This is a genomic window from Propionivibrio sp. (genome assembly GCF_017995515.1).
In the GTDB taxonomy this organism is placed as follows: domain Bacteria; phylum Pseudomonadota; class Gammaproteobacteria; order Burkholderiales; family Rhodocyclaceae; genus Propionivibrio.
In genome coordinates this window covers 48,752-73,379 of record NZ_JAGOIT010000002.1, presented here as the reverse complement: position 1 = coordinate 73,379, position 24,628 = coordinate 48,752, and the positions used below count along the sequence as shown (strand labels likewise).

Below are 24,628 nucleotides of genomic sequence, written 5' to 3'. Positions count from 1 at the left end.
TCGTCGTCTTGCCATGCGTGCCGGCGATGGCGATGCCCTGCTTCAGGCGCATCAGTTCGGCGAGCATCTGTGCGCGCGGCACCAGCGGCACCTTGCGCTCGCGCGCGGCGAGCACTTCCGGGTTGTCTGACTTGACGGCCGTCGACACGACGACGGCGTCAGTGTTACCGACGTTCTCGGCGGCGTGCCCGGTGGCAATGCGGATGCCCTGCGCAGCGAGGCGGCGCGTCGTCGCGCTCTCGGCCAGATCGGAACCGCTGACCGAGAAGCCCAGATTCGCCAGCACTTCGGCGATGCCGCTCATGCCGACACCGCCGATACCGACGAAGTGGATGTTCTTGACCTTGTGTTTCATTGTGCAATCTCCTCGCACACCCGGGCGACTTCGGTCGCCGCCTCCGGCTTGGCCAACGCACGCGCCTTCTCGGCCATCTGCAGCAACTGGCCCCGGCTGTAGTTGCGGAGCAGGCTCACCGCCTCGGGTGTCATTTCATTCTGTGGCAGCAGGACGGCGCCGCCGGCCGACGCCAGGAATCTGGCGTTGGATGTCTGGTGGTCGTCGACGGCAAACGGGAACGGCACCAGGATGCTGGCGATGCCAGCCGCAGCCAGCTCGGCGACGGTCAGCGCGCCGGCGCGGCAGATCACCAGATCGGCCCATTCGTAGGCGCCGGCCATGTCGTCGACGAAAGCCACGCAATTGGCGCGCACGCCGGCGTCCTCGTAGTTCTTCTCCAGCTGCGCCAGATGCTTCGCGCCGGCCTGATGCACGATCACCGGCCGCTCGTTTTCCGGCAGCAGGGCCACGCCCTTGGGCACCATTTCGTTCAGCGCCGCCGCGCCGAGGCTGCCGCCAAGCACCAGGAGACGCAAGGGCTCGTCCGTTTCGAGACGGGCCGCCATGCGCTCGGCGGGCGGCGTCAGGTCGGCGATCTCGCGGCGCACCGGGTTGCCCGCCCAGACACTCTTCGACAATGCGCCCGGGAAGCCGCAGACGACGCGCCTGGCGATCTTCGCCAGCATCCGGTTGGCAAGGCCGGCGATCGAGTTCTGCTCGTGAACCACCAGCGGCCGTCCGGTCAACGCCGCCATCAGTCCGCCGGGCACGGTGATGTAGCCGCCCATGCCGAGCACGACGTCGGGCTTGACGCGACGGATTTCCCTGAACGCCTGCCAGCAGCCGGAGAGCAGGTTGAACGGCAGCGAGAGCTTGCGCATGAGGCCCTTGCCGCGCAGCGCGCCGAAACGCACCCAGGCCATTTCGTAGCCGCGCGACGGCACCAGCTTGGCTTCCATGCCGTCCGGATTGCCCATCCAGACGACGTTCCAGCCGCGGCTCTTGAGCAGGTCTGCGACGGCAAGCCCCGGGAATACGTGCCCACCGGTACCGCCGGCCATGACGAGGAGCGTTTTCTTCATAGCTTCGCGCCTCTCATCAGTTGGCGGTTCTCCCAGTCAACCCGCAACAGGATCGCCAGCGCGATGCAGTTGGCGACGATGCCCGAACCGCCGAAGCTCATCAGCGGCAAGGTCAGTCCTTTGGTCGGCAGGAGGCCGGTGTTCACGCCCATGTTGATGAAGCTCTGCACGCCGATCCAGATGCCGATGCCTTGTGCAACGAGCGCAGCGTAGAGGCGATCGAGCGCGACCGCCTGGCGCCCGATGACGAAAGCACGCTGGATGACCAGGCCAAAGAGCACGATGACCATGACGACGCCGACGAAGCCAAGTTCTTCAGCAATGACTGCCAGCAGGAAGTCGGTGTGCGCTTCGGGCAGGTAAAACAGCTTTTCGACGCTCGCGCCCAACCCGACGCCGAGCAGTTCACCGCGGCCGAAGGCGATCAGCGCGTGCGAGAGCTGGTAGCCGCGGCCGTAGGCGTCGGACCACGGGTCCATGAAGCCGAAGATGCGGTCGCGGCGGTACGGCGAGACGATGATGAGAACGGCGAACGCCGCGACCAGAACGACGATCAAGACGGCGAACAGGCGCGCCCGCATGCCGCCCAGGAAGAGGATGCCGATGGCGATCGAGATGATGACGACGAAGGCGCCGAAGTCCGGCTCCTTGAGCAGCAGCACGCCGACCGCGACCATGGCGCCGGCCATCGGCAGGAAGGCCTTCTTCAGGTCGTGCATGTGCGGCATCTTGCGCACGGTGTAGTCGGCGGCGTAGATCGCGGCGAAGAGCTTCATCAACTCCGACGGTTGCAGGTTGATGAAGCCGAGCGACAGCCAGCGGCGCGCGCCATTGACGTCACGCCCGACGCCGGGAACGAGCACCAGCAACAGCAGGACGAAACCGGCGACAAACAGCCAGGGGGCAAACTGCTGCCAGCTTGACAGCGGCACCTGGAAGGCGAAACCGGCGGCGATCAGCCCGACGGTCAGAAACACGCCGTGGCGCACGAGGTAGTACGCCTGATGATTCCCGGTGAAACGTCCCGCTTCGGCGATTGCGATGGACGCCGAATACACCATGACCATGCCGGTCAGGAGCAGGATCAGCGCGCTCCAGAGGAGCGTCAGATCGATCTCCGACGGCATGCGGCGCGGGGCGTCGAGCGCTTGCAGCATCAGGCCGCCTCCCCTTTCAGCGCGCGCACGGCGGCGATGAAGACTTCGGCGCGGTGTCCGTAGTTGCGGAACATGTCGAAGCTCGCGCACGCCGGCGAGAGCAGCACGGCGTCGCCGTCCTGCGCCTGCGCGGCGCACCAGCTTACGGCGGCGGCCATGTCGGCGCAGCGCTCGGTCGGGATGCCGCAACCTTCGATCGCCTGGCCGATCAGTTCCGCGTCGCGCCCGATCAGGGCCACGGCGCGGCCGTGTTCGGCCAGTGCGTCTTTCAGTGGCGTGAAATCCTGTTCCTTGCCTTCGCCGCCAAGGATGATCGCGACCTTGCGCCCCATGCCTTGCAGCGCGGCCAGCGTAGCGCCGACGTTGGTGCCCTTGGAGTCGTCGTAGTACGAAACGCCGTTGATCGCATCGACGAACTCGACGCGGTGCGCCAGGCCGGAGAATGCCGCGAGTGCCGGCAACAGGCGCGCCGGCTCGACGCCGACCGCCTCGCACAGCGCCAGGGTCGCCATGGCGTTGGCGGCGTTGTGCGAACCGACGAGTTTCATCGCGCTGAGCGCGATCAGCTTCTCTTCGCCGCGCGCGATCCAGCCGTCGACCAGGCCGTAATCGTCGCCGCGCATTGGTTTGTTCAAGCCAAAATTCACGCACTTCCGTCCGCCCAACCCGGCCACTTGCGACGTATAGAAGGCGTCTTCGCGGTTGAGCACCAGCACACCCTCGCCCTGGAAAACGCGCGCCTTGGCCGCGGCGTACTCGGCCATGCCGGCGTAGCGGTCGAGATGGTCCTCGCTCACGTTGAGGATCGTCGCCGCGTCGGCGGACAGCGTGTGCGTCGTCTCCAGCTGGAAGCTGGAGAGTTCGAGCACCCAGACGGCGGGCGCGGCCGGAAACTCGCCGGAACCGTCCTCGACCGCCATCAGCGCGTCAAGCGCCGACGGAGAGATGTTGCCGCACGCCACGGCAGGCACGCCGGCGGCGTTCAGGACATGCGCGGTCAGCGCCGTCGTCGTCGTCTTGCCGTTGCTGCCGGTGATGGCGACGATCTTCGCGGCCGGGTTCATCTGGCGAACGCCCCAGCCGAACAGCTCGACCTCGGAGACGACCGGCACGCCACGTGCCATTGCCGCCCGGACCTGCGCTTCCTGCACCGGGACGCCGGGCGAGATGGCGATCAGATCGACGCCGGCAAAGGTCTCGTCGGCGAACGGACCGCAGCACAGCGCGGCACCCGGCACTGCGCCGCGCAGCGCATCGACGTTCGGCGGCTGCGTGCGGCTGTCGGCGACGCGCACCCGCGCGCCCTGCCGACCCAGCCATTTGGCCATCGCCAGCCCGGACTCACCGAGGCCGAGGACGAGAACCGTTTTATCCTTGAGTTGCATGTCAGCGAATCTTCAACGTGGACAAACCGACCAGCACCAGCATGATGGTGATGATCCAGAAACGGACGACGACCTGGGTTTCCTTCCAGCCGCCGAGTTCAAAGTGGTGGTGCAGCGGCGCCATGCGGAAGATCCGCTTGCCGCCGGTGAACTTGAAATAGAGCACCTGCGCGGCAACCGAGAGCGTCTCGGCGACAAACACGCCGCCCATGATGGCGAGCACGATTTCCTGGCGCACGATGACGGCGACGGTGCCAAGCGCCGCGCCGAGCGCCAGCGCGCCGACGTCGCCCATGAACACTTCGGCCGGGTAGGCGTTGAACCACAGGAAGCCGAGGCCGGCGCCAACCATCGCCCCGAGGAACACGGCGAGCTCGCCGGCGCCCGGGATGTAGGGCATCAGCAGGTATTTCGAGAAGACCGCGCTGCCGGCGACGTAGGAGAAGATCGCCAGCGCGCCGCCGATCATCACCGTCGGCATGATCGCCAGGCCGTCCAGCCCGTCGGTCAGGTTCACCGCGTTGCTCGAACCGACGATGACGAGATAGGTGAGGATGACGAAGCCGATCGCGCCGAGCGGATACGAAACCGTCTTGAAGAACGGCACGATCAGTTCCATTTCCGCCGGCAGGGTCGAGGACATCGCCAGATAGACGGCCACCACGAGGCCGATCACCGATTGCCAGAAGTACTTCCAGCGGCTGGCCAGGCCCTTGGGATCGCGATAGACGACCTTCTTCCAGTCGTCGTACCAGCCGATGGCGCCGAAGCCCAGGGTCACGATCAACAACACCCAGACGTAGCGGTTGGCGAGATCGCCCCAGAGCAGCGTGGTGACGCCGATGGCGATCAGGATCAGCGCGCCGCCCATGGTCGGGGTGCCCGATTTGACGAGGTGCGTCTGCGGCCCGTCGGTGCGCACCGCCTGGCCGATCTTCTTCGTCGTCAGCCAGCGGATGACTCGCGGGCCTGCGGTAAACGAAATGATCAGCGCGGTCATCGCCGCCAACACGGCGCGCAGCGTGATGTAGTTGAAGACGTTGAAGCCGCGGATGTCCTGCGACAGCCATTGCGCCAGTGCGTGCAGCATTACTTGTTCTCCTCTGGCTGAACGACATCGGCAATCGGGGCGGCGACCGCCTCGACGACGCGTTCCATGCGCATGAAGCGCGATCCCTTGATCAGCACGATCGCGTCGGCCGTCATTTCAGGCAGCAGGGCGGGGACCAGGTCCTCGATCTTCTTGAAGTGCCGTCCGCCGATGCCGAAGTTGTACGCCGCCAGCGCGCTCGACTCACCGAGCGCGAACAGGAGGTCGATACCCTGGCTCTTGGCGTAGCCGCCGACCTCGTCGTGGAACTGCCCGGCCATGTCGCCGATCTCGCCCATGTCGCCGAGCACGAGGATCTTCTTGCCGACGGTCGAGGCCAGCACGTCGATGCCGGCGCGTACGGAATCCGGGTTGGCGTTGTAGGTATCGTCGAGCAGCATGGCGCCGCCCGCGCCCGCACGCCGCTGCAGACGTCCCTTGACGCCGCGAAAGGCGTTGAGTCCGCGTCCGACCGCTTCCAGCGAAACGCCTGCGGCCAGCGCCGCCGCCGCGGCCCCAAGCGCGTTGCGCGCGTTGTGCACACCGGGCAAGGCCAGCGCGACTTCGATCGTTTCGCCATGCACCGTGATGGTCAAGTGATTGTCGAGCCCGTGCGCCTGGTAATGGCCCGTCACATCAGCGGGATGATCGAGCGCGAAGGTCATCGTCGCGTGGCCTGTGCTCTGCTCGCGCCACAGATCCGACCATTCGTCATCGGAACGGAAGACGGCCACGCCGGGGGAGACCAATTCCTCGAAGACGCTGCCCTTCTCGCGGGCAATCATGTCGATCGACCCCATCCCTTCCAGGTGCGCGCGCTGCGCGTTGGTCACCAGCGCCACGGTCGGTCGCGCGATGCGCGCGAGGTAGGCGATTTCGCCCGGATGGTTCATGCCCATCTCGATCACCGCCGCGCGGTGCTGCGCGCTCAGCGTCAACAAGGTCAGCGGCAGGCCGATGTCGTTGTTGAAATTGCCCTGCGTCGCGAGAACGGCGTCGCCGTGCGCCGCGCGCATGATGCTGGAGAGCATTTCCTTGCTCGTCGTCTTGCCGTTGCTGCCGGTCACGGCGACGAGCGGCAGGGCGAAGCGCGAACGCCATGCGGCGGCAAGGCGACCCAGCGCCAGGCGCGTATCTTCGACAACCAGAAGGGCGAGCGCGACTTCAGGCAAGGAGGCGACGGCGTCGGCGGCGACCACCGCGGCGACGGCACCGGCTGCGCTCGCCGTGGCGAGAAATTCGTGGCCGTCGAAGTTTTCGCCGCGCAGGGCGATGAAGAGTTGGCCGGCTTCGATCTTGCGGCTGTCGGTGGAGACGCCGCGGAACGCGACGGCCGCACCATCTTCGGCGCCGATCAGCGTGGCCGATGTGGCCTGCGCCGCTTCCTGCAAATTCATGACGACGCTCATGCGCCCTCCTCCTGACGCGCAACGAGCGCGCCTTGTGCCTCGGTGAGATCCGAAAACGGTCGGCGCACACCGGCGATTTCCTGATACGGCTCGTGGCCCTTGCCGGCGAGCAGGATGACGTCGGCCGGGTGCGCTTCGCGGATGGTTTTCCCGATCGCAACGGCGCGATCGGCGATGACGTCGGCCGACGGTGCGGCCTGCCGAATCTCGGCAAGAATCGCCAATGGGTCTTCGCTACGCGGGTTGTCGCTGGTCAGCACGACACGGTCGGCGAGGCGCGTGGCGATCTCGCCCATCAGCGGGCGCTTGCCGCGATCGCGATCGCCACCGCAGCCGAACACGGCCACGAGCTTTCCGCCGCGCGCGGTCGCCACGCCACGCAAGGCCGCAAGTGCACTTTCGAGTGCATCGGGCGTATGCGCGTAGTCGACGACGATCAGCGGTTCGTTGTAGCCCCCGATCTTTTCCAGGCGTCCGGGCGGCGGCGTCAGCTCGGCAAAGCGTGCCGCGACCTCGGCCGGCTTGAGTCCCGCATCGAGCAATACGGCGGCTACGGCGAGCAGATTGGATACGTTGTAGCGCCCGACCAGGCCGGTTTCAACCGTTGCTCTGCCGCTCGGCGCGGAGAGGCGGAAGCGCAAGCCGGTCACCGCCTCTTCCACGTCCTCGGCGCGCACCACGCCTTGCCGGTCGGCAAAGCCGTCGCCTTGCGTATATCCAACCACTTTCGCCGCCGTGGTCATTTCTGCCAGCTCGACGCCGAACGGATCGTCCAGATTGACCACGGCGAGGCGCAGCCGCGGCCAGGCGAACAGTCGCTTCTTGGCCTCGGCGTAGCTCTCCATCGAACCGTGGTAGTCGAGGTGATCGCGCGTGAGATTGGTGAAGACGGCGACGTCGACGCGCGTACCATCGAGCCGCCCCTCCTCGATGCCGATCGAACTGGCCTCGACGGCGCACGCTTGCGCGCCGGCATGGGCGAAGTCGGCGAGGTAGCGCGCCAGGTTCGTCGCCTCGGGCGTCGTCAGGCCGGTATCGTCCAGATCGCCGACAAAACCGGCGCCGAGCGTACCGATCACCGCACAGGAGCGCGGGTGCGAGCGACCGAGCCACTGGCTGATCGTCGTCTTGCCGTTGGTGCCGGTGATGGCGATCACCGACTGGCGTTCGCTCGGCTGGCCGAAGACGGCGTGCGCGAGCGGCCCGCAAAGGGCGCGCAGGCCCGTACCAGAGAGGTTCGCCACGCGCCAGTCGGCATTCCAGACGAAGTCGCCGCGCGCTTCCCAGAACACGGCCGCGGCACCGCGCGCGATGGCGTCGGCGATGAAGCGCCGCCCGTCGTTCAGGTCGCCCGGGTAGGCCATGAACAAGTCGCCACGACGCACCTTGCGGCTGTCGTCGGCGACGCCGGTCAGCTGAACGCCCAGGTCGGCGAAGCGCCGGATTATGCGCTCCGGCGTGATTTCGCCAGCAGCGGCCGGCATGAAATCCGTTTGCTGAGTCATAGTTTTCCCTTTCCGGCCGGTGCTTTTCCGGCTGCCCCGCTCTGCGCGACCTGGATCGGCGCATCGTGCGGGACGCCCAGCGTGCGCAGGGCGCCGCCCATGATGCTGGAAAAAATCGGCCCGGCCACGTCGCCGCCGTAGTGTCCACCGGCGCTCGGCTCGTCGATCATCACTGCAACCACGAGGCGCGGATCGGAGACCGGCGCGAAGCCGACAAACGAAGCGACGTACTTGCGGACGTACTGACCGCCTTCGATCTTGTACGCGGTGCCCGTCTTGCCGCCGACGCGATAGCCGGGAATCTGCGCCTTCGGTGCCGTTCCACCGGGCTGCGCGGCCATTTCAAGCATGGTCCGCACTTCGCGCGCTGTCTGCTGGCTGAAGATCTGCTTCGTCGGTATCGGCATTCCGTCGGTCCTGGTCAGGCTCAGGGGAACCATGTCGCCTTCGCGCGCGAAAATCGTGTAGGCGCGCGCCAGTTGCATCAACGAGACGGAGAGACCGTGGCCGTACGACATCGTCGCCTGCTCGATCGGCCGCCAGCTCTTCCACGGCCGCAAGCGGCCGGTCACTTCGCCGGGGAAGCCCAGACCCGGCTGCTGCCCGAGGCCAATGGCATCGAACATCGTCCACATCTGCTCGGGCGACAGCATCGCGCCAATCTTCGCGGTGCCGACGTTGGACGACTTCTGGATGACCTGGGCGACGGTCAGATCGCCGTGCGGATGTGCATCGGAGATCGTCGCCGAGCCGATCGTCAGCCGTCCTGGCGCGCAAGCGATCACCGTGTCGAAACGCACCTTGTCGTATTCGAGCGCGAGCGCGGCGGTAAACGGTTTCATCACCGAACCCGGCTCATAGGTGTCAGTCAATGCCCGATTGCGCAGTTGCGCGCCACTCAACCGTTCGCGGTTGTTCGGGTTGTAGGTCGGCCAGTTGGCGAGCGCGAGGATCTCGCCGGTCTTGGTATCGACAACCACAACACCGCCCGCCTTGGCCTTGAAGTCGGTAACCGCCTGTTTCAGCTGGCTGTAGGCCATGTACTGCACCTTGGAGTCGATCGCCAGGCGAATGTCCTTGCCGTCCTGCGGCGGTTTGATCGAACCGACATCTTCGACGATCCGGCCGCGCCGGTCCTTGATCACGCTGCGGCTGCCGGCGTGCCCGAGGAGCTGCCGCTGAAAGGCCAGCTCGACGCCTTCCAGCCCCTTGTCGTCGACGCCGGTAAAGCCGACCATGTGCGCGGTCATCTCGCCGCCCGGATAGAAACGACGATACTCCTTGTCCTGACCGATTCCCGGCAGCTTGAGCGCCGCGACGCGCTCGCCGATGTCCGGCGGCAACTGGCGGCGCAGGAAGACGAAGGTCTTGTCGCTGGCCAGCTTCTGCGCAAGTTCCTTCGTACCCATTTCGAGCAGATTGGCCAGCAGCCCGATCTGCTCGTTGTTCAGGCGTGCTTCCGAAGGAATCGCCCAGACGGATTTCATCGGCGTCGACACCGCCAGGATGTCGCCGTTGCGGTCGGAAATGCGGCCGCGCGAGGCCGGGATTTCCAGGTCACGCCGGTAGCGCGACTCGCCTTTTTCCTGCAAGAAGTCGTTGTTCAGCACCTGCAGGTAGAACGCGCGTCCGATCAGCACGCCAAAGCAGGAGAGGATCAGGAGCGCCATCAGGCGCGAACGCCAGGCCGGCAGGCGGAGCTTGAGCACCGGGCTCTCGGCGAACTTGTGCCCCTTCGGCCCCTTGAAGTTCATCATCGCGACACCTCGACGGGGCTGACGACGACCACCTTGGCCGGCTCGGGGGTGCGCATCTTGAGCTTGTCGCGCGCGATCTTTTCGATGCGCGGCGAGGTCGCCCAGGTCGACAGTTCGAGCTGCAATTGGTCGAACTCGACATCCAGATGCTCGGCGCGCTCCTGCTCGCTTTCCAGCGCCTGGAAGAGGCGGCGCGCCTTGTGCTGCGACGTCACAACGCTGAGTGCGCAGACGACCGCAACGATGAGCAGAAGAAGATTGAGGCGCAGCATCCTATTCGCCTCGTTCGCCCAGCTTTTCGGCCACGCGCATCACGGCGCTGCGCGCGCGCGGATTACCAGCGACTTCCTCGTCACCCGCCTTGACCGGTTTGCCGACGAGGCGCAAATGCGGCTGCGGCAGATCGACGCTGCGCAAGGGGAGATTCTTGGGCAGACGATCGACGCTCGCTTCGTCGCGCATGAAACGCTTGACGATGCGGTCTTCCAGCGAATGGAAGCTGATCACGACCAGGCGCCCTCCGGGCTGCAGCACGTCCAGCGCCTGCGGCAGGACTAGAGCGAGTTGCTCGAGCTCTTGATTGACGTGAATCCGTAGAGCTTGAAAGGTACGCGTCGCCGCATCCTGGCCGGGCTCGCGGGTCCGCACGGTTTCGCGTACAAGCGCGGCGAGTTGGCCTGTGGTTGTAAGAGGCCGCTCGCTCCGAGTAGCCACAATCTTCTTTGCAATCTGGAAAGCAAACCGTTCTTCGCCATAACTCCTAATCACCTCCGTAATGTCTTTTATGCCGGCCGTCGCCAGAAACTCGGCCGCCGTCTCTCCCTGCGTCGTGTCCATGCGCATGTCGAGCGGCGCATCGAAACGGAAACTGAAACCGCGCTCACCGTCATCGATCTGCGGCGAGGAAACACCAACGTCGAGGAGCACGCCATCCACCGCCGACACGCCGACCTCGGCCAAAACCGGGGCCAGGTCGCCGAAAGCGCGGTGCACGATCGTCAAGCGGGAGTCATTCATCGACTGCGCGGCGGCGATGGCTTGTGGATCGCGGTCAAAGGCGATGAGTCGCCCGTTCGGACCCAACTGTTCGAGAATGGCCCGGCTGTGGCCACCGCGGCCGAACGTGCCATCGACGTAGACGCCGGCGGGCTTTATCGTCAAAGCCTCAACCGCCTCCCGCAGTAGCACTGTCTGATGCGACAGGGCAGCGGTCACAGCGCCAGATCCTCAAGACCCGGCGGCAACTGGTCGCCAAGGGCAAAGACCGCCTCCTGCTCCTTCTGCCAGCCGGCATCGGACCAGATTTCAAAGTGGCTGCCCTGCCCGACCAGCCAGACCTGCTTTTCAAACTGGGCAAAGCGGCGCAATTCCGGCGCGACGAGCAGGCGACCGGCAGAGTCCAGCGTTTCTTCGCGCGCATTACCGACCAGAAGACGTTTGATGGCAGCGGAGCGCTGATCAAGGCTCGACGCGGCGAGCACCTTGTCGCGAATCGGCTCCCACGCGCCGGCCGGATAAAGGAGCAAACAACGATGCGGATGGGCAGTCAGCACGAGCTGGCCGGCGGAAGCCGCCACGAGCGCATCCCGGTGGCGCGCCGGAATGGCGAGCCGACCTTTCGCGTCGAGACTTAGCGCTGCCGCTCCCTGAAACATCAAACCCGTGCCCTCGCCTGTAACCGTTGCCCTTGTGAAAACCTTCGTGAGAAACCCCCGATTCCCCACTTTTCACCACCGCCTCCCACTTTAAGGCAAAGATTTTGCACAAGCAAGCTGTTTTTCACCAAAAAAACCAATGCGGACAATGACTTACAAGCGTTTCCGGAGAAACGTTCACGGTAAATTTCTGTTAAAAAACAACAAGGAAAAATTACAACTTAAAGTGCTTTGTGACGAACATAGGCCAAAAGCCAGATCCGTTGAACAATGCGCGAGGGATCTCAGCGCATCGGGATGGCGTAGCGATGGACGGGGCGACACGGAACGCCGATCAGCGCCCCGCTGGCGATCAAGATCGGGGAGTAATCACCCGCGCCGCACGCGCCGCTGCGCGTTGCGCGCATGCGGAACCCAGCCGTGCCAGCGCCAGCGAACGAACATCAGCAGGCCACGCACCCACTCGTCGGCGGCGTAGGCGATGAAAATCCCGGGTAGTCCGATGGCGTGCCCGAGAAAATAGGAGCCGACACCGAGCACCAGCGCGAACGAACCGACGCTGGCAACGACGGGATAAATCGCATCGCCCGTCGCGCGCAAGGCGCCCGTGACGATCAGATTGAAGACGCGCCCGCACTCGAGGACCACCGCGATCCAGAGGAGAACCTGCGCCGCCTCGATCACCGCCGGATCCTTGGTGAAAATGCGCATCAGCCAAGGCGCGGCGAAGGCCGCGACCACGGCGATCGAGCCCGATGCGACCAGGCCATTGCGTACTCCCTTGATCACCAGGGCACGCGCCTGACTGAACTGGCCGGCGCCGATCAGGCGTCCGACGATGATCTCGCACGCCCAGCCGATCGACAGGCTGATCAGGAAGACGTAGCGCAGCAACTGCAGGACATAGGAATGCGTCGCCAGCGCCACGACGCCGAGTCGCGCGGTCGCCGCCAGCGACACCATGAACGCTGCCCGGTAGCCGAGTTCGGTCGTCGCCCCCGGCACGCCGATGCGCAGGACCGGCGCCAGGATGCGAGGGCAGAACGCCCACCAGTCGGACAGCGCGGGCACCAGCGCCATGCGCCGGCGCCACAGGCGCAGGTGCAGAACCAGGCCAATTGCGCGGCTGGACAGCAACGCGATGGCAAATCCGTTGAGGCCAAACCCATCCCACGGCCCCACACCGAGCATCAGCGGCACGGCCAGCACGAAGTGGCTGCAATGCATGGCGATCATCACGCGCAGGGAATCCTTGACGTGCAGGTGGGCGCGCAGGATCGCCGCCATCATCAGGTTGTAGCCTTCAAGTAGCGCAGCGGGTGCCAGCAATTGCAGGTAAGGCGCGGCCATCGGCAGGATTTCCGCCGGCGCGTTCAGCACGTCGAGGATCAGATCGTTGCCGAACACCAGCCAGCCGAACACGAACACGCCCGCCCAGGTCGCCGCGCCGAGACCGGCCAGCGCCGTTCTGCGCACGCTTTCGGTTTGTTGCCCGCCGAGCAGCTGGGTAATGACGACGCCCATGCCGATCGCCAGCACGCGATAGAGCACGAACAGTGTTTCAAGCACCTGATTGGCGAGACCGAGACTGCCCGCCGCGCCGTCGGAGGTGTGCGACGCCAGCCACAGACCGACGATGACCACCGTGTAGCCGAGAAGAAACTCGCCCAGAATGGGGCCAGCGATGACATTGAGCCGGGGACGATCCGTGTTGTCCATGAAGGTGCGCTGCGCAGGGTGAAAACCAGTATTGACGCCACCAGACGCTCTGTCAAACGCGGCGGCAGAGAGCAGTGGGAAGTCGGCCGATAAGCCGGGTTCTGTCGTGGGCAACCATTCCTCTAGGCGCACTGTTGCCAGTGCGCTCAAGCAACCTACCCGGAAGCAACGCGAGCCACGCCATGCGCTTCCCTATTTGGTCTTGCTTCAGATGGGGTTTGCCGTGCCGTCCGTGTTACCACGTCCGCGGTGAGCTCTTACCTCGGCCGGGCTTGCGCCCGACCGCCCCGGCTATAGCCGGGGCGCCGTTTCACCCTTGCCGGCCCGGGCTACCCCGGACTTAGGCGGTCTATTCTCTGTTGCACTTTCCGTCACCTTGCGGTGCCCGGCCGTTAGCCGGCATCTTGCTCTGTGAAGCCCGGACTTTCCTCCCGGTTCGAGACTTTCGCCTCTCCCCCAGCGGTTGCCTGGCCGACTTCCCGCCGCGATTATACGCGGTCCGGCGGACAAATCAGCTCTGCGTGGCGTCAGTCGCTGGTTCGCCCGGCGCGGGCGCCGCCGCGGGCGGTGGCTCTGCCTTGACCGCCGGCGTGAAAACAAGCTCGCTGCCGCGCATCTCGAAGGCACCCATCGGCACGCCGAGTCCGCTGTCGGGTTCCTTATCCAGCTTGGCAAAGCCTTCGCAAGTGCGCGTCTCGACCACGTACATCTGCTTGCCCTGCCTGAGAATCCAGGCATCGTTGCCGGGCGAATAGACCTCGACCCGGGCCTTGAGCGCCGCCTTGCCGAGCGCGTGGCGGCGCATGCAGTCCGGCATGCGGGCGGCGACGATCGAGTACTCCGCCGTCTTCTCCCAAAACATCCCGGTTACCCGGATCAGGCTCAGTGCATGCGCGCTGCCCTTGATTTCGAAGGTTGCGCGAAGGTCGGTGCACGCGGCCAGGAGCGGCAGCAGCGCCAACACGATCCACCGCGGAATAAAGCTGAGTCGAATCACGAACGCCTCCGCAAGAAACTAGCCAACAAGGCGCCAGGCGAGCGACTCACCTGCGCGCAGGGGCACCAGCGCATCGCCGCCGGCGAATTCAAACGCCTCGGGCACCTGCCACGGCGTTTTCTCCAGCGTCACGCGCGTCGAATTGCGCGGGAGCCGATAGAAGTCCGGGCCGTTGAAGCTGGCAAAGGCCTCCAGCCGGTCGAGCGCATCGGCCACCTCGAACGCCTCGGCGTAAAGTTCCAGCGCCGCGTGTGCCGTGTAGCAACCGGCACAACCGCAGGTCGCCTCCTTGGTGTGGCGCGCATGCGGCGCCGAATCGGTACCGAGGAAGAATTTCTTGCTGCCCGATGTCGCCGCGCCGACCAGGGCGGCGCGGTGCTTCTCGCGCTTCAACACCGGCAGGCAGTAATAGTGCGGACGAACACCACCCGTAAACAGGGCATTGCGGTTGTAGAGCAGATGATGCGCGGTGATCGTCGCCGCAACGTTGTCGCCAGCCGTCGCAACGAACTCTGCGGCATCGGCCGTCGTGATGTGCTCGAACACGACGCGCAGCCCGGGTCGCCGGACCAGCAGGGGCTGCAGCACCGTCTCGATGAAGACGTTCTCGCGATCGAAGATGTCGACCGCCGGATCGGTGACTTCGCCGTGCACCAGCAGCGGCATGCCCGCCTTTTCCATCTCGGCGAGCGCCGCGTCACACTTGGCAAGATCGGTTACGCCCGCGTCGGAGTTGGTCGTCGCCCCGGCCGGATAGAGCTTGACCGCCTTGACGAAGCCGCTGTCGACGGCGCGCCGGATCTCGTCGGCCGGCGTGTTGTCGGTCAGGTAGAGCGTCATCAGCGGCTCGAAACTTGCACCTTCGGGGAGCGCGGCGAGAATGCGCTGGCGATACTCGCCGGCCGCGGCCACGGTCGTCACCGGCGGGCGCAGATTGGGCATGACGATGGCCCGGGCGAACTGCGCCGCGCTGTGCGGCAGCACGGACCTGAGCGCGTCACCGTCGCGCAGGTGCAGGTGCCAGTCATCGGGACGCGTCAGGGTGATTCGAGCGAGGGATGCGGTTTGGCTGTTTGGCATGATAAGGCCAGAAAACGTAACGCCTGCATTCTAGTTGAAAGCCTCCTGCGGCGCGCCTTTCATCGCCGCATCTGTCGCCACGTTACTCCTTGAGACTCAGCGCCAGATCGTACATCGCGTTCTTCGGCGCACCGGTAATTGCGTGCGCCAGACGGACGGCCTGCTTGACCGAGATACCGTCGTCGAGGAGCAACTTCAGCACGCGTTCGCCTTCCCCGGAATTCCCGGAATCGACGACACCCGAAACAAGCAGAACGAACTCGCCGCGCTGCCGGTTGGCATCGGCCTGCAGCCAGGCGAGCGCCTCACCCGACGGACAGCTGTGAATCGTCTCGAACAGCTTGGTCAACTCGCGCGCCAGAACGAGCGTCCTGTCGTTGCCAAGAACCCTGGCGATCGACTCGACGGTCTCCAGTATCCGGTGCGGCGCCTCGTAGAAGAGCAGCGCGTACGGCAGCCCCGACAACGCCCGCAATTCGTCTTCGCGCTGCTTGGTCTTGGCCGGGAGGAAGCCGTAGAAGAGGAAGTGCGGCTCGGCGAGGCCCGACGCCGACAGCGCCGTCACCGCTGCGCACGCGCCCGGCAGCGGAATCACGCGAAAGCCCGCGGCGCGCACGCGCGCCACGAGACGCGCGCCGGGATCGGAAACGGCCGGCGTGCCAGCGTCCGAGACGAGCGCGACCGACTCGCCCGCCGCGAGCTTGCCGATCACCTGCTGCGCCGCGCCCTCCTCGTTATGCTCGTGCGCCGGCAACAGACGTGCGCCCGCCCCGTAGTGCTTCAGCAGGGGCGCGCTGTGACGCGTGTCTTCAGCAGCCACCCAGGGCACGCGGCGCAGCACGTCGATGGCGCGCTGCGTCATGTCGGCCAGATTCCCGAGCGGCGTCGGCACTACATATAATGCGGGGGATTCTTCTGTCATTTCGGTCACCGGATCAATGAGCGACAACGATACCACGCAGCAAACGAGCGGCAGCGCCGGTCGGCAGGCCGAGGACCTGGCGACGCGTTTCCTGGAAAAGAAAAAGTTCAGGATCATCGCGCGCAACTACCGCTGCCGCGGCGGCGAAATCGACCTTATCTGCCGTGACGGGAAGGTACTCGTCTTCGTCGAGGTCCGCCTGCGCCGGAACGCCGCTTTCGGCGGCGCCGCTGCCAGCGTAACGGCAACCAAGCAACGCCGGATCATCCTCGCCGCCCAGCACTTTCTGATGGCGAACGCGCTGACCGACGACGACTGTCGCTTCGACTGCATTCTCCTGAGCGGCACGTCCAGTAATGACATTGAATGGCTGCGCGATGCCTTCTCGCTGGACTGAACGATTCGGCCGGGTGCTGCTTCTCTCGCTGTGGCTGAACGCGGCGGCTTTCGCCGAGTCGATCAAGATCCTCGTCCAGAGTTCGCCGCTCGCCGGCAGCCAGTATTACGGCGCCAAGCGCCTGCGCGGCGAGATTCGCGTCGGCGACCGCTTGACGCTGACGCGCGAAGCGGACAACCGCCACGACCGCAACGCCGTGCGCGTCGACTGGAACGGGCAGAAGCTCGGCTACGTCCCGCGCGCCGAAAACCGTGCCGTGGCGCAGGCGCTCGACGCCGGCGAGGCACTGGAAGCGCGCGTATCGGCAGTACGCGACGACCCCGACCCATGGCGCCGGATCGAGTTCGAGGTTTTCCTCGTCCTGTGATAACGATTCTCTGGTGATAGACTAACGGCCTGTTTTTCACGCGACAACCCCCATGGATTTGATCTCACGCATCAGTCAGCAGTTTTCCGACAGCGCGCACACCAAGCTCGAAGCGATCGAGCTGCTCGCCGCGCCGATCGCCGGCGCCGTCGAAGTGATGGTCGGCAGCCTCGTCGGCAACGGCAGGATTCTGGCCTGCGGGAACGGCGGCTCGGCCGCCGACGCGCAGCATTTCGCTGCCGAACTCGTCGGGCGCTTCGAGATGGAGCGCCAGGGACTGGCCGCGATCGCGCTGACCACCGACACCTCGATCATGACCGCCGTCGCCAACGACTACGGTTTCAAGGCGATCTTCGAGCGCCAGGTGCGCGCACTCGGGCAGCCCGGCGACGTCCTGCTCGCCATCTCGACGTCCGGCAACTCGCCGAACGTCATCGAGGCCATCCAGGCGGCGCAGGACAACGATTTGCGCGTCGTCGCGTTGACCGGCAAGGGCGGCGGCCAGATTGGCGAGATGTTGCGCGACTCGGACATCCACCTCTGCGTCCCGTCCGACCGCACCGCCCGCATCCAGGAAGTGCATCTGCTCACCCTCCACTGCCTGTGCGACGGCATCGATTGCCTGCTATTAGGAGTTGAAGAATGAAAAAGAGCCTTATCGCAACACTGTTGATCGGCGCCACCGTCCTGCCTGCCCTGCAAGGCTGCTTCCCGGTCGTCGCCGCCGGCGTCACCTCCGGCGTGATGGCGACCGTCGACCGCCGCACGCTCGGCGTCCAGACCGACGACGAAACGATCGAATGGAAAGCCAACGCGCAGGTCAGCGAAAAAGTCGGTGACAAGGCGCACCTCAATTTCACCAGTTACAACCGCAAGGTGTTGATCACCGGCGAAGTGCCGAGCGAGGACGCCAAGAGCGAAGCCGAGCGCATCGTCGGCGGGCTGCCCAACGTCCAGGGCGTGCACAACGAGCTCGTTGTCGGCCCGGCGAGTTCCTACACCAACCGCAGCAACGACGCCTTCGTCACCTCCAAGATCAAGAGCCGTTCGGTCGATGCCGGCAAATTCAACCCGATTCACGTGAAGGTCGTCACCGAAGCCGGGACGGCCTACCTGCTCGGCATCGTCACGCAGGCCGAAGCGGACTCGGCAATCAACGTGGCGCGCACAACCACGGGCGTCAAGAAGGTGGTGAATCTGATGGAAATCATTTCGCCCGCCCAAGCGCGCGAAATCGACGGAGTACAGAAGGTAAGCGGCAACGGCAAAGCGGCCGAAGTCCGGAATCCGTAGTCGCCCTCGCCTTCAAGGTACGCCAATGAATTTTCCCGTTCCTGTCTTTGAGCGCAAGATCGTCGCGCCCGAGGCCTTGTCCGGCCGCTTGGCCCAATTGCCCCGGCCGCTCGTCTTCACCAACGGCTGCTTCGACATCCTGCACCGCGGCCACGTGACCCTGCTCGGGCAGGCGCGCGCGCTCGGTGCCGCCATGGTCGTCGCGCTCAACTCGGACGCTTCGGTCAACCGCCTGGGCAAGGGCGACGACCGGCCGGTGAATACGCTAGCCGACCGCCTCGCCGTCATCGCCGCGCTCGAATGCGTTTCGCTCGTCACCTGGTTCGACGAGGACACGCCGATCGAGCGCATCCTCGAATGTCGCCCGGACGTACTCGTCAAGGGCGGCGACTGGCCGGTCGGGAAGATCGTGGGCAACGTCGAAGTCGCCGGCTGGGGCGGCCGCACCGTGTCGATTCCCTTCATTCACCAGAAATCGACGACCGCCCTGCTCGAGAAGATCAGGACCCTGTAAGGACCGCCGCGTCGATCAGGCGGCGCGCAATGCTCACCGGATCGGGCAGCGGCGGCAGCGCGTCGAGAGCGAACCAGCCGGCTTCCTCGATCTCGGCCGGATCGGGCGCAATCTCGCCCCCGGCATAGTCAGCGAAGAAGGCCAGCATCAGCGAATCCGGGAAAGGCCACGGCTGGCTCTGGAAGTAGCGCAGGTTGGCGATCTCGATCCCGACCTCCTCGCGCACTTCGCGCACCGCCGCGTGTTCGACCGTTTCACCCGCCTCGACAAACCCTGCCAGTGCGCTGAACATGCCGGGCCGGAAATGCGGACTGCGCGCCAATAGGAGTTCGTCGCCGCGCCGGACGAGCACCATGACCGCCGGCGAGATTCTCGGGTAGGTTATCAGGCCGCAGGACGGGCACTGCATCGCGAACTCATCCGGCTTCCTGGTCGTCGGCGTACCGCAACGACCGCAGTAGCGATGATTCTTCTTCCAGTCGAGCAGTTGCGCCGCGCGGCAGACGAGGGCGAACGCCTCGGCACCGCCCAGTCCGAACACGGCCCGGATCGGTACCGGTTCGCCGGCAAGCGCGCGTGGCAGCGCTTCGACGTCGATGGCGTAGCACGGCGCGCCCTGCCATTCGCCGATATGCAAGGCCTGATCGAGTCCGGCAAGCGCGTTTCCGCAGCCCTGCGGAAATAGCTCGCCCGGCGCCGCCCCCGGCGTTACGACGAACTCGCCGCCGACACGAACCAGCCAATACGCTTCCGCTTCCACGCCACTCATTCGCCGCTCTCCCGTACTTCCTCCGCCGCCACACGGTGGAGAAAAAACGGCCACCTCGACGATACGAGGCGGCCGCCTGATTCAACCTGAAAACCTCACCGCAAAGGCACGAAGGCGCAAAGATCGCAAAGGAAACAACAGGTGGATCGTACTTGGCCATTCACCCTGTGGTGGCGATGGAAGACAGGTGCTGTTCGCGTAGCGCTTTGATTTTCTTTGCGAACCTTTGCGATCTTTGCGCCTTTGCGGTGAAGAAGCGAGTTTTTCAGGTTCAACGCATATCGACCGCTACAGTTTTTGCTCAACCCAGGCGCGGACCGACGCCAGCGCCGCCGGCAGCTTGTCCGGGTCGGTGCCGCCGGCCTGCGCCATGTCCGGGCGGCCACCGCCCTTGCCGCCGACTTGCTGGGCGACGAAATTCACGAGTTCGCCGGCTTTGACCTTGCCGGTCAGATCCGGAGTCACGCCGGAAATCAGCGTCACCTTGCCGCCAGCGGTGGAAGCCAGGACAACGACCGCGCTCTTCAGCTTGTCGCGCATCTTGTCCATCGTCATGCGCAGGGCGTTCACGTCAGCACCGTCGAGCGTCGCGGTAAGCAGTTTCGCACCCTTCACATCGACCGCCTCGTTGACCAGCGCATCGCCTTGCGCGGCCACCTGTTTGCTCTTCAGCAAGGCCAGCTCGCGCTCGAGATGGCGGACCTGGTCGAGGATGGAATACACGCGCGCCTGCACGTCGTTCGTCTGCACCTTGAGCGTGCCCGCGATGCCGCCGAGCGCCGTTTCCATGCCCTGCATGTAGGCCAGCGCGACGTCACCCGTGATCGCCTCGATCCGGCGCACGCCGGCCGCGACGCCACCTTCGGCGACGACGGTAAACACGCCGATGTCGCCGGTGCGCCGCACGTGCGTCCCGCCGCACAACTCGCGCGACGAGCCGATGTCGATGACGCGCACTTCATCGCCGTACTTCTCGCCGAAGAGCATCATCGCGCCAAGTTTCTGTGCCTCGTCGATCGGCATCACGCGATGCTGGCAATCGACGTTCTCGAGAATCTCGGCGTTGACGATTTTCTCGACGCGCCGGATTTCCTCATCGGTCAGCGGCTGGTTATGCACGAAGTCGAAGCGCGTTTTGTCCGGGTCGACCTGCGAACCCTTCTGCTGCACGTGCTCGCCGAGCACTTCGCGCAAGGCCTTGTGCATCAGGTGCGTCGCCGAGTGGTTGCGCATCGTGCGCTTGCGCGCGACGAGATCGACTTTGGCAGCAACCTCGTCGCCGACCTTGAGGCTGCCCGTCTTGAGCACACCCTGGTGACCAAACACGGCAGCCTGGATTTTCTGCGTGTCCTCGACCGAGAAGATACCCTGAGCCGACTGCAACAGGCCACGGTCGCCGACCTGGCCGCCGGACTCGGCGTAGAACGGCGTATCGTCGAGCACCACCGTTCCGGCGTCGCCTTCGCGCAGTTCGCTGATCGGCGAGCCGTCCTTGTAAAGCGCCAGGACCGTACCCTTGAACTCAAGCGTCTCATAGCCGTGGAAGGTCGTCTCGGGCCCGCTGTATTCGAGCGCGGCGGACATCTTGAACTTGCCGGCGGCGCGCGCCTGTTCCTTCTGGTGCTTCATCGCCGCCTCGAAGCCGGCCGAGTCCACGGTGACCCCGCGCTCGCGGCAGATGTCGGCGGTCAGGTCGAGCGGGAAGCCGAAGGTGTCGTGCAGCTTGAACGCGGTGTCACCGTTGAAGACGCCCTTGCCGGCCATCGCCGCCAGTTCGCCTTCCAGAATCGCCATGCCGTGCTCGATCGTCGAGAAGAAACGCTCCTCCTCCTGCTTCAAGACGTCGGTGACGCGCTTCTCGCCGGACACCAGCTCCGGATAGGCAGCGCCCATTTCGGCGACCAGATCAGGAACCATGCGGTGGAAGAAGGCGACGCGTGCACCGAGCTTGTAGCCGTGGCGGATGGCACGGCGGATGATGCGACGCAGCACGTAGCCACGACCTTCGTTGCCTGGGATGACACCGTCGGCGATGAGGAACGAGCAGGCGCGGATATGGTCCGCCAGAACACGCAGCGACGGGCTGTCCATGTCCGCATCGCTTGTTTCACGCGCCGCAGCCTTGACCAACGTCTGCAGCAGGTCGATTTCGTAGTTGCTGTTCACGTGCTGCAGCACCGCGGTGATCCGTTCCAGGCCCATGCCGGTATCGACCGACGGCTTGGGCAGCAGGTGCATCACGCCGTGCTCGTCGCGGTTGAACTGCATGAACACGTTGTTCCAGATCTCGATGTAGCGGTCACCGTCTTCGTCCGGCGTACCCGGCAAACCGCCCGGGATGTGCTCACCGTGGTCGTAGAAGATTTCCGAGCACGGGCCGCACGGGCCGGTGTCGCCCATCATCCAGAAGTTGTCGGAGGCGTAGCGCGCGCCCTTGTTGTCGCCGATGCAAATGACGCGCTCGGCCGGCAGGCCGATCACCTTGTGCCAGATGTCGTAGGCTTCGTTGTCCTCGGCATAGACCGTCACCCACAGGCGGTCCCTGGGCAGCTTGAAGACTTCGGTCAGCAGTTCCCACGCGTACTTGATCGCGTCGAGCTTGAAATAGTCGCCGAACGAGAAGTTGCCGAGCATCTCGAAGAAGGTGTGGTGGCGCGCCGTATAGCCGACGTTCTCAAGGTCGTTGTGCTTGCCGCCGGCGCGCACGCATTTCTGCGACGTCGTCGCCCGGTTGTAGGGGCGCTTGTCGAAACCGAGGAAAACGTCCTTGAACTGGTTCATCCCGGCGTTGGTAAACAGCAGGGTCGGGTCGTCGTGCGGCACGAGCGAGCTCGAGGCTACGATCTGGTGACCCTTGGACTCAAAGAACTTGAGGAATTTCTCGCGAATTTCGGCACTTTTCATCGGTATTTGTCCCTGAAGGGGCGGATTTCAAAGGGTTTTGATTTTAGCACCGAAAAGTACACAGACCGACCGCCCGACGATTCGCAAGGCATTGCCGGCAAGGCCTCAGGGCCTGATCGGAAGAGCGAAGAGAAGCGCCGCCCTACAGGCCGCGCAAGGAATCGATACGGTCGCTGAAGACAGCGGTGACACCGCGAGCGAGTAGCGCCTCGGCATCCTGACGGTCGTTGACGGTAAAGCAAAGAACCGGAATGCCGGCCGCCCGCGCCGTGGCGAGCACCGAATCGTCCAGCTTGCGCGCGGCGCAGTGCAGGCTGTACGCGGCGACCGCGTCCATTCGGCGCATCCAGTCTTCCGGCGGACGAACGCAGAGATAACCGAGCGGCAGCTGCGGCGCGACGTGCCGGGCGGCGACAAGCGCTTCTTCGGAGAAGGAGGACACCAAGGGCAACGGCGCGTCGCCCCACAACTCGAGAATCCGCCGTGCCACGGTTTCGCCGGTGATTTTCTCGAAACCTTGCGCCGGCTTGATCTCGACGTTGGCGAGGAGCCCGAGCGTCCGGCACGCGCGCGCGACGGCCTCGAATGTCGGCAGCGGTTCGCCGGCAAACGCACGGTGCTGATGAGCACCGGCGTCGAGCGTGCGCAAGATCGTGTCCGGGGTTCCGCAAACGTTGCCGCGCCCGTTCGTCGTGCGCTCCAGGGTTTCATCGTGGATCACCCACGGCGTGCCGTCGGCCGAGAGCATGACGTCGAACTCGACCGCGCGATAGCCGAGCGCCGCGGCGATCGGCAGTCCGGCCAAGGTATTCTCCGGCGCCAGCGCACCGCAGCAGCGATGCGCAATCACGCGCGGGACTTCCCAGGCCGGCGCAGGACGGATCACTTCTTGCCCTTACCCCTGGACTTGGGTGCAGCCGTTGCCGTGTCCAGCGCGGCAATCTTCAGCATCGCGGCGTTGCCCCGCTCCACCGCACTGTCGAGCGCTTCCTTGGCCGGCTTCTTGTCGGCCCAGACGGTCTCCAGTTCTTCTTCGACGATCTGGCGAACCTGTTCGATCTGCGCGACGCGCACCTTTGGCGGCACGCCCTTGCCCTGCAGTTGCGCATAGGCGATCTTCAATCCACCGAGGTCGGCGCCGAGCAGCTTGGTGCTGGCGGCAGCGCGCGCCACCGGTGTCATCGGCAGATAACCCCCCGCCAACGTCAGGCCAATCTGAACCTCCGGCCCGAGAACGTAGTTCACGAACTTCGCGACCCCCTTGATCTCGGCAGGCTTCATCCCGGAGGCAAGCCACAGCGAAGCGCCGTCGGCCAGCGTGTTTTTCGGCGCGCCGTAAACATCATCGTGATATGGCAACGGCGAAACGCCCACGTCCAGCGACTTGTTCTCGTTGAAAGAGGCGAACAGCGACGAAGAACTGGTCAACATACCGCACTCGCCCTTGGCGAACCGGTCGTCGGCCTCGTCCTTGGGGCCGAAATAGGAGAAGTACTTGCTCTTGTACCAGGTGGCCATCATCGCGATGTGCTTGACCTGGGCGAGGCCATTGAAAGCCAGTTTGCCCTTGGCGTCGTTGACTTCGGCGCCATCCCAGGCGCTGACGTTGTCGATGAACACCTGCACCGGCCATGACGTGGTGAACGGGCAACTGTTTCCCGCGTCCGCGAGTTTACCGGCGGCTTCCTGAGCCTCGAACCAGGTTTTCGGCGGATTCTCGGGGTCAAGGCCAGCCTTGCGGAACAACGCCTTGTTCACATAGAGCACGGGCGTCGAAAACGCGACCGGCAGGGCGAAAAGCTGCCCCTTGGCGTCAGTCAGACCGTCGCGCAGTTCGGGCGAAAGCTTGCTGGCGTCAAACTTCTCCTTGGCCTCGCGCATCACCTCGTGCAGCGGCTTGAACTTGGTCTTGTTGGCCACGAAGCGCGAATACTCCTCGCGCGTCACGAAGTTCAACTGCTTCGGCGCGTCACCCTCGCCACGGCGGACGAGCGTGACCTGAACATCCTTGTTTTCCTTGTTGAAACTGGCAATCAACGGCAGCAGGCGCTCGGCGCGGACTTCATCGAGACGATGCGACAACTCGAGTTGAACCGGCGTCGCCGCGGGAACGGCAAGAACGGGCGCAGCGAGAACGAGACCGCCAGCGGCCATGAGAATTCGGGAGCAAAGCATTTGGTTTCCTCGGCAAAAACGACAGAGCCGACAATTATAGTGGCGCAGACACGGTTTGGACGAAGGATGATCCCGCGATCGAATCGCCGATTTAACAAAGTACGAGCCAGCGAT

24 protein-coding genes and 1 other RNA gene are annotated in these 24,628 nt (G+C 65.0%); 5 read left to right on the top strand and 20 right to left on the bottom strand.

Annotated features, from left to right (window positions below; translation table 11 throughout):
- From KBA32_RS00835 to rsmI, 16 genes are all read right to left on the bottom strand, one after another.
- A partial coding sequence (locus KBA32_RS00835; protein WP_294353816.1) for a Mur ligase domain-containing protein occupies positions 1-355 on the bottom strand: 355 nt, incomplete at its 3' end.
- Entirely contained in the window at positions 352-1,419 is a 1,068-nt protein-coding gene (murG, locus tag KBA32_RS00830) for an undecaprenyldiphospho-muramoylpentapeptide beta-N-acetylglucosaminyltransferase (RefSeq protein WP_294353811.1), read from the bottom strand. The genes murG and KBA32_RS00835, both read right to left, overlap by 4 nt.
- Positions 1,416-2,576, bottom strand: a complete 1,161-nt coding sequence (gene ftsW / locus KBA32_RS00825; RefSeq protein ID WP_294353806.1) for a putative lipid II flippase FtsW — start codon at positions 2,574-2,576, stop codon at positions 1,416-1,418. The genes murG and ftsW overlap by 4 nt, the downstream gene beginning before the upstream one ends.
- Positions 2,576-3,961 carry a UDP-N-acetylmuramoyl-L-alanine--D-glutamate ligase gene (murD, locus tag KBA32_RS00820; protein ID WP_294353803.1) on the bottom strand — a complete coding sequence of 462 codons (1,386 nt, stop codon included), beginning with the start codon at positions 3,959-3,961 and terminating at the stop codon, positions 2,576-2,578. Before murD ends, ftsW begins: the two co-directional genes overlap by 1 nt.
- 1 nt (position 3,962) lies before the next feature.
- Positions 3,963-5,051 carry a phospho-N-acetylmuramoyl-pentapeptide-transferase gene (gene mraY, locus KBA32_RS00815; protein ID WP_294353800.1) on the bottom strand — a complete coding sequence of 363 codons (1,089 nt, stop codon included), beginning with the start codon at positions 5,049-5,051 and terminating at the stop codon, positions 3,963-3,965.
- Positions 5,051-6,460 carry a UDP-N-acetylmuramoyl-tripeptide--D-alanyl-D-alanine ligase gene (gene murF, locus KBA32_RS00810; protein WP_294353797.1) on the bottom strand — a complete coding sequence of 470 codons (1,410 nt, stop codon included), beginning with the start codon at positions 6,458-6,460 and terminating at the stop codon, positions 5,051-5,053. Before murF ends, mraY begins: the two co-directional genes overlap by 1 nt.
- Entirely contained in the window at positions 6,457-7,965 is a 1,509-nt protein-coding gene (locus tag KBA32_RS00805) for a UDP-N-acetylmuramoyl-L-alanyl-D-glutamate--2,6-diaminopimelate ligase (protein WP_294353793.1), read from the bottom strand. Before KBA32_RS00805 ends, murF begins: the two co-directional genes overlap by 4 nt.
- Positions 7,962-9,722 (bottom strand): penicillin-binding protein 2, encoded by a 1,761-nt coding sequence (locus KBA32_RS00800; RefSeq protein WP_294353791.1) that lies wholly within the window; start codon positions 9,720-9,722, stop codon positions 7,962-7,964. Before KBA32_RS00800 ends, KBA32_RS00805 begins: the two co-directional genes overlap by 4 nt.
- Positions 9,719-9,994 (bottom strand): cell division protein FtsL, encoded by a 276-nt coding sequence (gene ftsL, locus KBA32_RS00795; RefSeq protein ID WP_294353786.1) that lies wholly within the window; start codon positions 9,992-9,994, stop codon positions 9,719-9,721. Before ftsL ends, KBA32_RS00800 begins: the two co-directional genes overlap by 4 nt.
- A gap of 1 nt (position 9,995) precedes the next feature.
- Entirely contained in the window at positions 9,996-10,937 is a 942-nt protein-coding gene (rsmH, locus tag KBA32_RS00790; protein WP_294353783.1) for a 16S rRNA (cytosine(1402)-N(4))-methyltransferase RsmH, read from the bottom strand.
- Positions 10,934-11,377 (bottom strand): division/cell wall cluster transcriptional repressor MraZ, encoded by a 444-nt coding sequence (gene mraZ / locus KBA32_RS00785; protein WP_294353782.1) that lies wholly within the window; start codon positions 11,375-11,377, stop codon positions 10,934-10,936. The genes rsmH and mraZ overlap by 4 nt, the downstream gene beginning before the upstream one ends.
- Before the next feature lie 369 nt (positions 11,378-11,746).
- Positions 11,747-13,096, bottom strand: a complete 1,350-nt coding sequence (locus tag KBA32_RS00780; protein ID WP_294353779.1) for an MATE family efflux transporter — start codon at positions 13,094-13,096, stop codon at positions 11,747-11,749.
- 74 nt (positions 13,097-13,170) lie between these two features.
- Positions 13,171-13,575: RNase P RNA component class A (rnpB, locus tag KBA32_RS00775), an RNA gene on the bottom strand.
- Positions 13,576-13,607: 32 nt separating this feature from the next.
- The gene (locus KBA32_RS00770; protein WP_294353776.1) at positions 13,608-14,057 is read right to left on the bottom strand and encodes a hypothetical protein; all 450 of its coding nucleotides are present in this window, start codon (positions 14,055-14,057) and stop codon (positions 13,608-13,610) included.
- Positions 14,058-14,111: 54 nt separating this feature from the next.
- The gene (gene pyrC, locus KBA32_RS00765; protein WP_294353773.1) at positions 14,112-15,173 is read right to left on the bottom strand and encodes a dihydroorotase; all 1,062 of its coding nucleotides are present in this window, start codon (positions 15,171-15,173) and stop codon (positions 14,112-14,114) included.
- A gap of 82 nt (positions 15,174-15,255) precedes the next feature.
- On the bottom strand, positions 15,256-16,095 hold the full coding sequence (gene rsmI / locus KBA32_RS00760) for a 16S rRNA (cytidine(1402)-2'-O)-methyltransferase (protein ID WP_294353769.1): 840 nt from the start codon (positions 16,093-16,095) through the stop codon (positions 15,256-15,258).
- Positions 16,096-16,111: 16 nt separating this feature from the next.
- On the opposite strand from rsmI, the gene KBA32_RS00755 reads away from it, so the two are divergent.
- Genes KBA32_RS00755 through KBA32_RS00735 form a run of 5 tightly spaced genes read left to right on the top strand, consistent with a single transcriptional unit; the run spans position 16,112 to position 18,666 of the window.
- A complete protein-coding gene (locus KBA32_RS00755; protein ID WP_294353766.1) occupies positions 16,112-16,492 on the top strand; it encodes a YraN family protein in 381 nt (126 codons plus the stop codon).
- Positions 16,493-16,505: 13 nt separating this feature from the next.
- Positions 16,506-16,859 (top strand): HIRAN domain-containing protein, encoded by a 354-nt coding sequence (locus KBA32_RS00750; protein ID WP_294353763.1) that lies wholly within the window; start codon positions 16,506-16,508, stop codon positions 16,857-16,859.
- A 52-nt stretch (positions 16,860-16,911) separates the two neighbouring features.
- On the top strand, positions 16,912-17,505 hold the full coding sequence (locus KBA32_RS00745) for a phosphoheptose isomerase (RefSeq protein WP_294353757.1): 594 nt from the start codon (positions 16,912-16,914) through the stop codon (positions 17,503-17,505).
- Entirely contained in the window at positions 17,502-18,152 is a 651-nt protein-coding gene (locus KBA32_RS00740; protein WP_294353755.1) for a BON domain-containing protein, read from the top strand. The genes KBA32_RS00745 and KBA32_RS00740 overlap by 4 nt, the downstream gene beginning before the upstream one ends.
- A 25-nt stretch (positions 18,153-18,177) precedes the next feature.
- Positions 18,178-18,666, top strand: a complete 489-nt coding sequence (locus KBA32_RS00735) for an adenylyltransferase/cytidyltransferase family protein (RefSeq protein ID WP_294353752.1) — start codon at positions 18,178-18,180, stop codon at positions 18,664-18,666.
- Here KBA32_RS00735 and nudC read toward each other — a convergent pair.
- The 4 genes from nudC to KBA32_RS00715 form a co-directional block, all read right to left on the bottom strand.
- Positions 18,653-19,435, bottom strand: coding sequence for an NAD(+) diphosphatase (nudC, locus tag KBA32_RS00730; RefSeq protein ID WP_294353750.1), 783 nt, complete (start codon positions 19,433-19,435; stop codon positions 18,653-18,655). The two genes, KBA32_RS00735 and nudC, sit on opposite strands and share 14 nt — an antisense overlap.
- Positions 19,436-19,723: 288 nt before the next feature.
- On the bottom strand, positions 19,724-22,339 hold the full coding sequence (alaS, locus tag KBA32_RS00725) for an alanine--tRNA ligase (protein WP_294353748.1): 2,616 nt from the start codon (positions 22,337-22,339) through the stop codon (positions 19,724-19,726).
- Between the two features lie 142 nt (positions 22,340-22,481).
- The gene (gene ugpQ, locus KBA32_RS00720; RefSeq protein WP_294353746.1) at positions 22,482-23,225 is read right to left on the bottom strand and encodes a glycerophosphodiester phosphodiesterase; all 744 of its coding nucleotides are present in this window, start codon (positions 23,223-23,225) and stop codon (positions 22,482-22,484) included.
- Positions 23,222-24,514, bottom strand: coding sequence for an extracellular solute-binding protein (locus KBA32_RS00715; RefSeq protein WP_294353744.1), 1,293 nt, complete (start codon positions 24,512-24,514; stop codon positions 23,222-23,224). Before KBA32_RS00715 ends, ugpQ begins: the two co-directional genes overlap by 4 nt.
- Positions 24,515-24,628 lie beyond the last annotated feature (114 nt).